The 12,469-nt window shown below is 73.3% G+C and carries 10 protein-coding genes; 5 read left to right on the top strand and 5 right to left on the bottom strand.

The window, feature by feature from the left end; all coding sequences use genetic code 11:
- Positions 1-2: 2 nt before the first annotated feature.
- The 3 genes from kdpF to IEZ11_RS33580 all read right to left on the bottom strand — a co-directional run bounded on the left by kdpF (position 3) and on the right by IEZ11_RS33580 (position 2,887).
- Positions 3-92: a K(+)-transporting ATPase subunit F gene (gene kdpF, locus IEZ11_RS33590; protein ID WP_016434100.1), complete on the bottom strand. Its 90-nt coding sequence runs from the start codon at positions 90-92 to the stop codon at positions 3-5.
- A 354-nt stretch (positions 93-446) separates the two neighbouring features.
- Positions 447-2,255, bottom strand: coding sequence for a potassium channel family protein (locus IEZ11_RS33585; protein WP_189266735.1), 1,809 nt, complete (start codon positions 2,253-2,255; stop codon positions 447-449).
- A gap of 107 nt (positions 2,256-2,362) precedes the next feature.
- Positions 2,363-2,887: a hypothetical protein gene (locus IEZ11_RS33580; RefSeq protein ID WP_189266734.1), complete on the bottom strand. Its 525-nt coding sequence runs from the start codon at positions 2,885-2,887 to the stop codon at positions 2,363-2,365.
- A 581-nt stretch (positions 2,888-3,468) separates the two neighbouring features.
- Here IEZ11_RS33580 and IEZ11_RS33575 point away from each other — a divergent pair.
- The 3 genes from IEZ11_RS33575 (at position 3,469) to IEZ11_RS33565 (ending at position 6,502) form a co-directional block, all read left to right on the top strand.
- The gene (locus IEZ11_RS33575) at positions 3,469-5,424 is read left to right on the top strand and encodes an APC family permease (protein WP_189266733.1); all 1,956 of its coding nucleotides are present in this window, start codon (positions 3,469-3,471) and stop codon (positions 5,422-5,424) included.
- 109 nt (positions 5,425-5,533) lie between these two features.
- Positions 5,534-6,055 carry a hypothetical protein gene (locus tag IEZ11_RS33570; protein WP_189266732.1) on the top strand — a complete coding sequence of 174 codons (522 nt, stop codon included), beginning with the start codon at positions 5,534-5,536 and terminating at the stop codon, positions 6,053-6,055.
- A gap of 51 nt (positions 6,056-6,106) precedes the next feature.
- Positions 6,107-6,502 carry a TOBE domain-containing protein gene (locus tag IEZ11_RS33565; RefSeq protein ID WP_189266731.1) on the top strand — a complete coding sequence of 132 codons (396 nt, stop codon included), beginning with the start codon at positions 6,107-6,109 and terminating at the stop codon, positions 6,500-6,502.
- A gap of 140 nt (positions 6,503-6,642) precedes the next feature.
- Here the strand turns inward: IEZ11_RS33565 and IEZ11_RS33560 are convergent, their stop codons facing one another.
- Entirely contained in the window at positions 6,643-8,130 is a 1,488-nt protein-coding gene (locus IEZ11_RS33560) for a PucR family transcriptional regulator (protein WP_189266730.1), read from the bottom strand.
- Between the two features lie 185 nt (positions 8,131-8,315).
- On the opposite strand from IEZ11_RS33560, the gene IEZ11_RS33555 reads away from it, so the two are divergent.
- Positions 8,316-9,128: an FAD binding domain-containing protein gene (locus IEZ11_RS33555; protein WP_189266729.1), complete on the top strand. Its 813-nt coding sequence runs from the start codon at positions 8,316-8,318 to the stop codon at positions 9,126-9,128.
- On the top strand, positions 9,125-11,863 hold the full coding sequence (locus tag IEZ11_RS33550; protein ID WP_189266728.1) for a molybdopterin-dependent oxidoreductase: 2,739 nt from the start codon (positions 9,125-9,127) through the stop codon (positions 11,861-11,863). The genes IEZ11_RS33555 and IEZ11_RS33550 overlap by 4 nt, the downstream gene beginning before the upstream one ends.
- Here the strand turns inward: IEZ11_RS33550 and IEZ11_RS33545 are convergent.
- Positions 11,778-12,266 (bottom strand): molybdopterin-dependent oxidoreductase, encoded by a 489-nt coding sequence (locus IEZ11_RS33545; protein WP_189266727.1) that lies wholly within the window; start codon positions 12,264-12,266, stop codon positions 11,778-11,780. The two genes, IEZ11_RS33550 and IEZ11_RS33545, sit on opposite strands and share 86 nt — an antisense overlap.
- Positions 12,267-12,469 lie beyond the last annotated feature (203 nt).

Here is a 12,469-nt window from a genome sequence, read left to right as displayed (position 1 = left end):
TCTCAGAACCTCTCCGGGAAGATCAGGGCGAGGACGAGATAGCCCAGCAGGGCGACGGCCACGACCAGGCCGACGATGTTCTCGGCGGTCACAGCTTCGTCACCCCCTTGGCGACGAGGGCCAGCAGCGCGAAACCCGCGAGCACGGTGACGACGAAGGCCAGATCGGCCATCGTGAACTCCTGGATGAGGTTCGGGAACAGACGTTGACGATGAGAGCAAACCGCCTCGACGGCCGGACACGACCGCCGTTGACGGCTCCCTTACGGCCAGGAACACGGCATTGACGGGACTCATACGACGGGACGATCCCGCAGGTCCCCCGGCATCAGGCTCCCGCAAGGGGCGCGGGGAACCGCGCGAGAAGCCCCCACCGGCCCGCACGGCCCCACAACCGTCGGTGCCCCGCCGAAGAGCGGTGCGGCTCCTGACGCCCCCCGCCCGGCCTCACCCTCCCCGCACCCCCGTCATCAGCACTTCGAGCCCCCGCCGGGTGGTGGCCATCACGACCCGGTCCCCCGCCGCCAGCACCCGCCCCTGCGCCGGCCGCCAGTCGAAGGCCGGCCGTCCCGGGGCGGCGCCGCCGACCGGCCCCACCGCCAGCACCCGCCACTCCCGCCGCCGGAACGCCTGGTGCACCGAGCGCCCCTCCAGCTCGGGGTGTCCGGCCACGTCCACGCAGGTGAACAGCAGCGACCCCCGCTCCACCGGCATGACCCCCAGCACATGGCGCCCCATCATGGCCGCCGCGAACGACGGCGCGGCCAGCGCCGAGACGCTCCGGCTCCGGGTGAGCGCGTCGGGGTAGGACGCGCGCAGGGTGCGCTGGACGGTCGCGGCGAAGGCGTCGTCGTACAGCCGGGTGACCACCCGTACCCCGGGGTTGGCCTCCCGGACGGCCATCACGATGTCGAGGTTCCGGCCGTCGTCGCGGGTGAGGACGAGCAGGGAGCCGCACTGCCGGACCCGGGCGAGTTCGAGGACACCAGGAGCGGCCGCGTCCTCCAGGACCAGCGGGACGCCGAGTTCCCGGGCGAGCGGGACGCCCCTGGCACGCGGGTCCCGTTCGATGGCCACGACCCGGTGGCCGGTGGTGCGCAGCCGGTCCAGCACCCGGGTGCCGACCATCCCGAGGCCGACCAGGACGATGTGGCCGCTGACGTCGTCGTCGGGCGGATGGTTCACGGAGGCGGTACGGAACGCCTCGGTGGCGTTCATGGTCGCGGCGACCACGAGCGGCAGCACGGCGAGCCCGACGAAGCCGGCGAGGAGTTGGAGTATGCGGCGGGCGGGCGACTCCTCGGTCGCCGGATCCCCCATCGTGAAGATGTCCAGCAGCGGCAGATAGACGTTCTTCCACCAGGGACGCTCGTCCGCGAAGAGCGCGGTGGCGGTGGACAGGGCGACCACCACGGCCGCCAACGAGCCGTAGACGGCGGCCAGTTGCCGGGAGAGGAGGACCCGCCACGGCAGATGGGCGAACCGGGCCCGGGCCCAGCGCAGCGGCCGGAACCGCCAGGCACGGCGGGCCGGTTCGGCCGTGTCGAGGTGGATCACCTCCTCCAGCATCAGCCGCCCGTGCGTGGACTGCCGGTGGTACGCCGTCCGGTCGTCCGGCAGCAGCTGGGTGCCGTCCTCTCCTGCCGTCTCGGCGCTGTCCTGGCTGGCCGGGTCGTCCTCGTGGGCGCCGGAGAGCACGGCCAGGGTGGCGAGGTCGGTGACGTGGGTGGGGGTGCCCGCGGGCCGTACGACCCCGCGGAAGACCTTGCCCTCGACCTCCAGGGTGTGGCCGTGGCCCACGGCGGCCGCCGCGACCAGCTCCGGTACGGCGGTGTCGGCGTCGGAGAGCACGGTGGTGGAGGTGTCCGGCGCGGGGGCGTCGCACAGGCCCGCCGCCCGGTCGAGGAGCCGTTCCAGATGGCTGCCGCGCTCCCGGTCGAACATTCGCACGACCAGCCGTACGGAGGGGTTCACCGCGCGGGCGAGCAGGGCCGCGGTGACGTTGGCCTGGTCGTCGCGGTAGGTCAGGGCGAGCGCGGCGGCCCGTGCCACGCCGGCCGCGCGCAGGGTGGCCTCGTCCGGGCGGGCCGAGATCTGCAGGTGGACGGCGGACGCCGGGTCGCGGTGCAGGGCGGCGAGCCGGGCGCCGTGCTCGTCGTCGGCGGACGGCAGGACCACGGTGACGACCTCGCCGCACACGGCGTCCAGTTCGACGGCCAGCCGGTGCGCGAGGCCGTCGTCGCCGCAGATCACCATGTGGCCGGTTCTCTCTGCGGATGCCGCTGGTACGGGGAGGGTTGACGTCACATCAGCCAGAACGGCACGAGTCGCGGCGGCAGTTCCGGCCGGCCCCCGCACTCCGTTCAAATGTCCGTCAAGAGCATGTCAAAGACGGCCCGCCTCGACCCGCCTCGGCCCGCCTCCCGCGGGTCAGCCCGCGCCCGCCGGTCCCGCCGTGTCCAGCGGGGCACCGGTCCGGGTCCCGGGGTGAGCCTGAACCGGCTGAGGTGGTGCCCGTTGCCGTAGCTGCGCAACTCGATCTCGCCCTCGGGCCGGCCGCCGCGGCCCAGGTCCCGGGCCCGGCCTCCGACGGTGATCCCCCCGTCCGTGCCCAGCCGCGCCGACTGTCCCAGCAGCATGCCGTCCGCGAAGCGGCAGCCGGACAGGCCGAGCAGCGCGGCCAGTTCGCCGCGCACGTGGTCGACGACGGTGTCGGCGGACCGGACGGACCGGACGGACCGGACGGACCGGACCAGGCCGGCCGTGCCGTGGACGCGGGCGAGGGCGGCCAGGAAGGGGGCGGCGAGGGCAGCCCGGTCCCTGGCGGGCAGGGGCCGACCGGATGTCGTTCGTCCCGGGTCGGCGGAAGTCCGGTCGACCGGGGGCATGGCGGCCCCCGTCGGTCCCGTCCGGGGACCGGCTACCGGCTCCGGGCCCCGCGCTCCGGGCCCCGCGCTCCGGGCTCCCTGGCTCCGGGCCCCTGGCTCCGGGCTCCCGGCTCCCGGCTCCCGGCGGGGCCTCGACCGGGGCCTCGACGCCCGCCCGGATGACGCCCGCGACCGCCTCACCGACGGCACCGTCGAGTCGGCCAACCTGGTCCACCGGCAGCTGCGCCGCGACCTCGTCACGGTGCGGGCGGCGGAGCCGCCACGGCTTCCGCGACGCACACACGACACATCGGCGCCCGGCCCGGCGGGCGTCGTGCGGGATAACGCTCGGTGGTCGGCGCCCCGCACGGGCCCACCGTCCCCCGTACAGCTCAACGTCCTTCCGTGGCCTCCTGGATGCCGTTTCCTGATGGCCGACCCCCGCCTGTCAGGGCATTCTTAACGCAAGCTTGACGCCCAGCGCCTCTCGATCCGTGGGCCCACGCGTCACTCTCTGCTTACGCTGGTGCCGCCGTCCGCGTGATGGCCGGAATCGAACTGCGCCCCACCACACACCGCGCCGGACACCAGGAGCCGACCCCATGGCCACGACCGAACACCCTCCTCCCAGTCGCCTGCGCGCCTGGATGCTGGAGGGGCTGTCCGACATGGGCAAGGGCGGCGGCCACACCGGCTCCCAGGCGCAGCCCGAGCCCGCGCACCACGGCCAGCGCTGGTGGCGGGTGATGTGCCTGACCGGTGTCGACTACTTCTCCACCCTCGGCTACCAGCCGGGCATCGCCGCCCTGGCCGCCGGCCTGCTCTCGCCGATCGCGACCATCGTGCTGGTCATAGTCACCCTGGCCGGCGCGCTGCCGGTCTACCGCCGCGTCGCCGAGGAGAGCCCGCACGGCGAGGGCTCCATCGCCATGCTGGAGCGGCTGCTCTCCTTCTGGCAGGGCAAGCTCTTCGTGCTGACCCTGCTCGGCTTCGCCGCCACCGACTTCCTGATCACCATCACCCTGTCGGCCGCGGACGCCTCCACCCACCTGGTGGAGAACCCGCATCTCACCGACTTCCTGCACGGCAAGCAGATGATCATCACGCTGTTCCTGGTGGCGCTGCTCGGCGCGGTCTTCCTCAAGGGGTTCCTGGAGGCGATCGGTGTCGCGGTCGTCCTCGTCGGCATCTACCTCGCGCTCAACGTCGTCGTCGTGATCGCCGGCTTCTGGCACGTCATCACCGCCGAGCACGTCATCACCGACTGGACCAGCGCCCTCACCCAGGAACACGGCAACGTCTTCGTCATGATCGGCGTCGCCCTGATCGTCTTCCCGAAACTCGCCCTCGGCCTGTCCGGCTTCGAGACCGGCGTCGCCGTCATGCCGAACGTCAAGGGCGACCCGGGCGACACCGAGCAGCAGCCCACCGGCCGGATCCGGGACACCAAGAAGCTGCTCACCACGGCCGCCCTGATCATGAGCGTGTTCCTGATCGCCACCAGCTTCATCACCACGCTGCTGATCCCGGAGAGCGAGTTCAAGAGCGGCGGTCAGGCCAACGGCCGCGCCCTCGCCTACCTGGCGCACGAGTACCTGGGCAACGCCTTCGGCACGGTCTACGACGTCTCGACCATCGCCATCCTGTGGTTCGCCGGCGCCTCCGCGATGGCCGGCCTGCTCAACCTGATGCCCCGCTACCTGCCCCGCTACGGCATGGCCCCGCACTGGGCCCGTGCGGTGCGCCCGATGGTCATCGTCTTCACCCTGATCGCCTTCCTGGTGACCTGGATCTTCGACGCCGACGTCGACGCGCAGGGCGGCGCCTACGCCACCGGCGTGCTGGTGCTGATCAGCTCCGCGGCGGTCGCGGTGACCATCGCCGCCCACAAGGCCGGGCAGCGCAAGTGGACGATCGGGTTCGGGGTCATCGCGGCGGTGTTCCTCTACACCACCGTCGTGAACGTCATCGAGCGCCCCGACGGTGTGAAGATCGGCGCCTGCTTCATCGTCGGCATCATGCTCGTCTCGCTGCTCTCCCGCCTCGCCCGCGCCTTCGAACTGCGCGTGACGAGCGTGACCCTCGACGACATGGCGGAACGGTTCATCCGCGACATGGCCAGCCGCAAGATGCGGTTCATCGCCAATGAGCCGGACCGGCGCGACAAGGCCGAGTACCGCGACAAGATCGACCAGATCCGGGCCGACAACGACATGCCCGAGCAGGAGGACTTCGTCTTCGTCGAGGTGACGGTCACCGACCCCTCCGAGTTCGAGGCGGGCCTGGCGGTACGCGGCGAGGTGCTGCACAATCGCTACCGGGTGCTCACCCTGGAGTCGGCCTCCATCCCCAACGCCCTGGCCGCGCTGCTGCTGCACGTCCGGGACGACACCGGCTGCATCCCGCACATCTACTTCGAGTGGACCGAGGGCAGCCCGTTCGCCAACTTCCTGCGCTTCTTCCTGTTCGGCCAGGGCGAGGTGGCCCCGGTCACCCGCGAGGTGCTGCGCGAGGCGGAGCCGGACCGCTCCCGGCGGCCGCGCGTCCACACCGGCTGAGAACGGGGCACGGGCGGGTCGTAAGAATCCCGTCAATAACCGCTCGGTCTGCATAAGAACCCCGTCAGCGGCCGCTCCGGGCCCCCCACCGGCACCTACCGTCGGCCTCATGGCGGACAGAAGACGCAGTGGCCGGGCGGCCGGCGACCGCACCTGGCGCGGCAGCGCGCACCTGGCCGTCGGCTGCGCCCTCGGCTTCGGCGGGCTGACGCTCATGGTGGACTGGGATGCCGGCACCCTCACCGCGGCCCGCGCGCTGCTCTGGGTCACCCTTTCGGTCGCCGTCCTGACCATGCTGCTGCCCGCCCGGGTCACGGCCGGCCCCGGCTGGCTGGCCGTGCGCGGCCCGCTGCGCCGCCGCACCGTCCGTACCGACGCCCTGGTCTACGTCGGCCAGTACGGGGACGTCGCCGCGCATCTGGTCCTGCGCGACACCCTCGGCAGCCGTCTGGAGCTCGACCCGGGCGTCCTGCACGCCAACCCCCTGCTCTGGCACGAACTGGACACCGGCGTCCGCCGCTCCTTGGAGCGCGGCACGCTGCGCGGGGGCGCCGAGGTGCTGACCCGGCTCGGCCATGAGATCGACGACACGAACGCGCGTGCGGTCCTGCACGCGTCCGGCCTCATCTGACCGCCCACCCCCTGGCCGTGGGCCCCGCCGGCTGGGCCTATCGTGACCTGCATGCCTTCCTACACGATCGGCCAGGCGGCACGGCTGCTCGGCGTCAGCCCGGACACCGCCCGCCGCTGGGCCGACGCGGGCCGGATGGCCACCCACCGTGACGAGGGCGGCCGGCGGCTCATCGACGGCGCGGACCTCGCCGCGTTCTCCGTCGAACTGGCCAAGGCCGGTACCGGCGAGGAGGACGCCTCCTACACCTCGGTGCGCAACGCCTTCCCCGGCATCGTCACCGCCATCAAGCTCGGCGACGTCGCCGCCCAGGTCGACATCCAGGCCGGCCCGCACCGCCTGGTCTCGCTGCTCACCCGGGAGGCGGTCGAGGAACTCGGCCTGGAGGTCGGCATGGAGGCCACCGCCCGGGTGAAGTCCACGAACGTGCACATCGACCGCGTCTGACCGCCCACCGGGTCACCGGACAACCGGACCGACCGGTCACCCGACGGTCCGGCGACTCGGTCGTCCGGCCACCCGGTCGCCCCGCCATTCATTCGCCCTGCCACCCGCTCGCCCGGTTACCCGGCCACCCGGTCGCCCACTCACTCGCACAGCAGTGCGGCCCACAGGTCCAGCCGGTCGCTCAGCCGGGACAGGTCCCGGCCGGTGAAGTGCTCCACCCGCTGCATGCGGTAGTGCACGGTGTTGACGTGCAGATGCAGCGCCTCCGCCGTGCGGGCCCAGGAGCCGTCGCAGGCCAGGAAGGTCCGCAGGGAGCTCAACAGCACGGCGGAGGCGGCCCGTTCACCGGTGAGCAGCGGTCCGAGGACGGTACGGCGATAGGCCGCGCGGACCTCGGCCGGCACCCCGGTGAGCAGCGCTTCCAGGCTGCTGAGGGTGGCGGCGTCGGTGAGGACGGAGGTGTCCGGGGCGGTGCTGCGGGCGGAGGTGAGCGCGTAACGCGCCTGCGCCAGCGCCCCGGTGAGCTCGCCCGGCCCCGCCGCCACCGATCCGGTCCCGCCGTGCAGCGGCACCCCCGGCTCACAGCCGGCGACCAGCTCCCAGGCCTCGCCGATGCTCTGCGAGGGCAGGACGGCGAAGGCGGTCCCGTCCGGCAGCCGCCCCACCGCAGCCTGGGGCGCCCGCGGCGCGACATGCCCGGCGACCTCCGCCAGCGCGCCCTCCGCGAGCCCCGGCCGCCGGGCCCCGGTGTCGGCGACGACCACCCGGTAGGGCCCGTCCAGGGGCAGGCCGCACTCCTGGAGCGCGGCCTGCAGGGTTCCCTCCACCGCCCCGGCCCCGGCCAGCAGCGCGCCCAGTTCGTCGGCGGCCTGCCGCTCGGCCGACCGGCGCCGGACCGCGGTCTCCTGGCAGCGGCCCAGCGCGGCGGCGACCTCGTGCAGCATCCCGGCCGGCGCGCCGTCCGGGTCGGGCAGGTACAGCAGCCAGCGCTCGTACGGCGAGACGCTGTCGGCGGCGACGGACACCGTCAGCCCGCGTCCGTCCGCGACCAGTGCCGCGGCCTCCCGCGCCGGCACCCCGGGGGCCGCCGCGGTGGCCGCGACGGTCCGCCCCGACGGCGTGAGGACATACGCGGCGGTCCGGTCCACATGCGCGAAGGCCGCCGCCAGGACGTCCGCCGGACCGGCCTCCTGCGCCAGCAGCCTGCTCAGCCGGGCCCGCGCGTTCTCCGGCAGCGCCTGCCTGCGGCTCAGCTCGCCCCACTGCCACAGGTACACGGTGTCCGTGATCGCCCGGAACATGATGTGCGCCGGCACCCCGGCGACCGGGACGCCGTGCCGTACGCAGGCCTCCACGAGCTCCTCGGGCACGCCCCCGTGGGTCTCCTCCCCCGCGAACAGCGCCGCGGCACCGGCGTCCTTGAGGGCGGACACGAACCGCTCCGCCTTCCCCGGGGCCCACCACACCAGCCCGCTGAGCACCACCTCCCCGGGCCGCACGAAGCGGGCCGGGTCCTCCAGGTCCGTGACCGTGACCCCGCTGATCTCCCGTGCCAGCAGGGCGGCGTCCTGCGCCCACAGGGGACGCAGCCCGAGAGAGCGGTCCGTCAGGAGGTGTTCGACGTGCATGTGCGCAGACTCCTTGTGCCGACCTCGCATTCACCAGGTGAGTACGAGTTACAGCATCGTAAATGCAAGTCTTTCGACACGGAACGCCTCTTGGTGAATCATCCAGGACCGGCCCCGCCCGGCGCGCTTTTTCCGTGCCCCGCACCCGTCGTGCGGGGCCCGTACGCGTTGCTTCACTGACCGGCATGGACCTGAACACGGTGGTGGAGATCCGCGACGCCCGGGACCCGGCCCCCTGGCGCCCCGGCGACGCCTGGCTCGGCGGCGGCACGTACCTCTTCTCCGAGCCCCAGCCGCAGCTGCGCCGCCTGGTCGACCTGAGCCGCACCGGCTGGACCCCCGTGCACCGCGCCCCGGACGGCGCCCTGGAGATCGCCGCCACCTGTACCGTCGCTCAGCTCTCCCGCTTCGCCCGGACCCTGCCGACGACGGCCGCCCCGCTCGTCGAGCAGTGCTGCCGGGCCTTCCTCGCCTCCTTCAAGATCTGGAACATGGCCACCGTCGGCGGCAACCTCTGCAACGCCCTCCCGGCCGGTCCGATGATCTCCCTCACGGCCGCCCTGGACGGGGAGTGCCTGCTGATCGCCCAGGACGGCGTACGACGGCGGGTCCCGGTCGCGCGCTTCGTGACCGGCGCGGGCCGCAAGGACCTGGCCGAGGGCGAGTTGCTGCGCTCGGTCACCGTCCCGGCCCGCGCGCTGGAGTGCCGTACCGCGTTCCGCCAGGCCTCCCTCTACGGCCTGGGCCGCTCGGGCGTGCTGGTGATCGGCACCCTGGACCCCGTCGACCGCTCCTTCGCCCTCACGGTCACCGCCTCGACCGTGCGCCCGGTCCGGCTGTGGTTCCCGCTCCCGCCGACCGCAAAGGCGCTGCGCACGGCGATCGGCCGGGCCGTCGCCGACGACGAGTGGTTCGACGACATCCACGGCCTGCCCGAGTGGCGACGGCACATGACGTTCCGGTACGCGGAGGAGATCCGGCGGGAGGTGACCCGGTGAGGATCGAGGTCAACGGGCGGTGCCACGAGCAGGAGCCGCGGCCCGGCCAGTGTCTGCGCACCTATCTGCGCGAACACGGCTGGTTCGGGGTGAAGAAGGGCTGCGACGCGGGCGACTGCGGAGCCTGCACGGTCCACGTCGACGGCGAACCGGTGCACAGCTGCCTCTACCCGGCCTTCCGCGCCGACGGCCGCACGGTCACCACCGTCGAGGGCCTGGCCTCCCCCGACGGCGAACTCCACCCCGTGCAGCGGAAGTTCCTGGACGCCCAGGGCTTCCAGTGCGGCTTCTGCACGGCGGGCTTCCTGATGACCACGGCGGCCCTGACCGACGACCAACTCGCCGATCTCCCCCGGGCGTTCAAGGGCAACCTGTGCCGCTGCACCGGCTACCGGGCCATCGAGGACGCGGTGCGCGGGGTCCGGCACGTCGAGGAGCCGTCCGCCGGTGAGTCCGTCGGCCGCAACCTGCCCGCGCCGGCCGGACCGCAGGTGGTCACCGGCACCGCCCGCTACACCTTCGACGTCGACGTGCCCGGCCTGCTCCACATGAAGCTGCTGCGCTCCCCGCACGCCCACGCCCGCATCACCTCGATCGACACCTCGGCCGCCCTGCGCGTCCCCGGTGTCCACGCGGTGTTCACCCACCACGACGCACCCGAACGGCACTACTCCACCGCCCGCCACGAGCACCCCGAGGAGGACCCCGCCGACACCCGCCTCCTCGACGACACGGTCCGCCACATCGGCCAGCGGGTCGCGGCGGTGGTCGCGGACAGCGAGGCGGCGGCGGAGGAGGGCTGCCGCCGGATCACCGTGGTGTACGACATCGCGCCCGCGGTCCTGGACCCGGAGGAGGCGATGCGCCCGGGCGCCCCCGTCGTCCACGACAAGGACCCCTCGGCGGCCCGCATCTCCCGTCCGCAGGCCAACGTCGTCGGCGAGGCGCACGGCGAGATCGGCGACGTCGAGGCCGGGTTCGCCGAGGCCGACGCCGTCCACGAGGAGACGTTCCGCACCCAGCGCGTGCAGCACGCCAGCCTGGAGACGCACGGCGCGGTCGCCTGGCTCGACGAGGACGGCCGCCTCACCGTCCGCACCAGCTCCCAGACCCCGTTCCTCACCCGCCGCGCCCTGTGCGCGCTCTTCGACCTGCCGTCGGAGCGGGTCCGGGTGGTCGCGGGCCGGGTCGGCGGCGGCTTCGGCGGCAAGCAGGAGATGCTCGTCGAGGACATCGTGGCCCTCGCCGTGCTGCGGCTCGGCCGCCCGGTGAAGCTGGAGTACACCCGCGCCGAGCAGTTCCACGGCGCCACCACCCGGCACCCCTTCACCGTCCGCGTGAAGGCGGGCGCCCGCCGGGACGGCACGCTGACCGCGCTCCAGCTCCGGGTGGTCTCCAACACCGGCGCGTACGGCAACCACGGCCCCGCCGTGATGTTCCACAGCGTGGGCGAGTCGACGGCGATGTACCGGGCCCCGCACAAGAAGGTCGACGCCTACTCCGTCTACACCCACACCGTCCCGGCGGGCGCCTTCCGCGGCTACGGACTGGGCCAGGTGCTGTTCGCGGTCGAGTCCGCCCTGGACGAGCTGGCCCGGCAACTCTGCCTGGACCCGGTCGACTTCAAGGCCCGCAACATCATCGGTCCGGGCGAGCCGATGCTCACCCCCGGCGGCCACGAGGAGGACCTGCACATCGCGAGCTACGGCTTCGACCAGTGCGTCGCCGTCGTCCGCCGGGCCCAGGCGGAACCCGGGGAGCCGCCCCCCGACGGCTGGCTGGTCGGCGAGGGCGCGGCGCTGGCGATGATCGCGACGGGTCCGCCGGGCGGCCACATCGCCGACGCCAGGGCCGCCCTGCTCGCCGACGGCGGCTTCGGTCTCGCGGTCGGCACGGCCGAGTTCGGCAACGGCACCACCACCGTTCACCGGCAGATCGCGGCCGGTGAACTCGCCACCACCGTCGACCGGATCACCGTCCGCCAGTCCGACACGGACGTCGTACGGCACGACACCGGTGCCTTCGCCTCCACCGGCACCGTGGTCGCGGGCAAGGCCACCCTGCGCGCCGCCCGCGCCCTGGCCGACCTGCTCCTCGACTTCGCCGCGGCCCACCTGCGGGTGGCGCGCGCCGACTGCCGGCTGGCGGACGAGGCCGTCCTGCACCCCGGCGGGCGGCTGCCGCTCAAGGAGCTGTACGCCGCCGCCCGCGCGGTCGGCATCGAGTGCGCCGCCGACGGCCACTTCGGCGGCACCCCACGCTCGGTCGCCTTCAACTCCCAGTGGTTCAGGGTGGCCGTGGACCCCGGCACCGGCGAGATCCGCATCCTGCGCAGCGTGCACGCGGCCGACGCGGGCCGGGTGATGAACCCCATGCAGTGCCGCGGCCAGGTGGAGGGCGGGGTGGCCCAGGCGCTCGGCGCGACCCTCTTCGAGAACGTACGCCTCGACGCCCGCGGCGAGGTCGAGACGGCCGCCTTCCGGCGCTACCGGCTCCCGCAGTACGCCGACATCCCGCGCACCGAGGTGCACTTCACGGAGACCACCGACGCGATCGGGCCGCTGGGCGCCAAGTCGATGAGCGAGAGCCCGTTCAACCCGGTGGCACCGGCCCTGGCCAACGCGCTGCGGGACGCGACGGGCATCCGGTTCACGGAGCTGCCGCTGACGCGCGACCGGGTGTGGCGGGCGCTGGATGCCAGTCGCCGTACGCCCCGTCCACCCGTATCCCCCTGATGCCGCTGATGTGCCGGGCCCCGCAGCGGTCCTGCGGAAGCACCAGTTGCGGCCCCGCCCGGTCCAGCGGGGCACCGTCGATGCTGACACCGAGCAGAACGGGAGCACGGCCGAAATCGGGGTCGATCTCGGCCCAGGAGAGCAGCGCGTGGTGCCCGTCGGCACCGGAGACCGCGATGAGGAACCGCAGCCGGTCCTTGCGCCGGCCCGGGTCGAAACCGGGTCCGGCATCGGTGAGGACGTCGTACAGCCGCGGGCCGGTGAAGCCGTGGTGCTGGACGCCGCTGGTGGCGCACTCGAAGCTGACCCGCACCTGGTGCTGGGGCCAGCGCAGGAGGTCGGGCACGGTCAGCCGGACCGGTCGTGCCAGGTCTCCGGTGAGGACGAGTTCGGCGAGCGTCATGGGCGGCCACCTCCCGGATGACGGTACCCGCGGCACGCCACCATACAAACGCACATGCCAGCTCCAATCCGTAAGTATGCAGCTCATGCGATGTGACAGAAGACTTACGGCTGGCAAATGCGGCAGTATCATCGCCAGGCGGCTGATAGACAGGCCGCGGCAGGGCGCGACAGATTGTTCATAGAATCCAGAGGAGTTCACTC

The sequence above is a fragment of the Streptomyces fuscichromogenes genome (assembly GCF_014645815.1).
Lineage (GTDB): Bacteria > Actinomycetota > Actinomycetes > Streptomycetales > Streptomycetaceae > Streptomyces > Streptomyces fuscichromogenes.
This window is presented reverse-complemented; position numbering and strand designations above follow the sequence as displayed.

Coding starts and splice junctions, on each gene's coding strand:
- IEZ11_RS33545 (WP_189266727.1), bottom strand. CDS start 12,266: ATGACGCTCGCCGAACTCGTCCTCACCGGAGACCTGGCACGACCGGTC.
- IEZ11_RS33565 (WP_189266731.1), top strand. CDS start 6,107: ATGCCTTCCTACACGATCGGCCAGGCGGCACGGCTGCTCGGCGTCAGC.
- IEZ11_RS33555 (WP_189266729.1), top strand. CDS start 8,316: ATGGACCTGAACACGGTGGTGGAGATCCGCGACGCCCGGGACCCGGCC.
- IEZ11_RS33575 (WP_189266733.1), top strand. CDS start 3,469: ATGGCCACGACCGAACACCCTCCTCCCAGTCGCCTGCGCGCCTGGATG.
- IEZ11_RS33585 (WP_189266735.1), bottom strand. CDS start 2,255: ATGGTGATCTGCGGCGACGACGGCCTCGCGCACCGGCTGGCCGTCGAA.
- IEZ11_RS33560 (WP_189266730.1), bottom strand. CDS start 8,130: ATGCACGTCGAACACCTCCTGACGGACCGCTCTCTCGGGCTGCGTCCC.
- IEZ11_RS33570 (WP_189266732.1), top strand. CDS start 5,534: ATGGCGGACAGAAGACGCAGTGGCCGGGCGGCCGGCGACCGCACCTGG.
- IEZ11_RS33580 (WP_189266734.1), bottom strand. CDS start 2,887: ATGCCCCCGGTCGACCGGACTTCCGCCGACCCGGGACGAACGACATCC.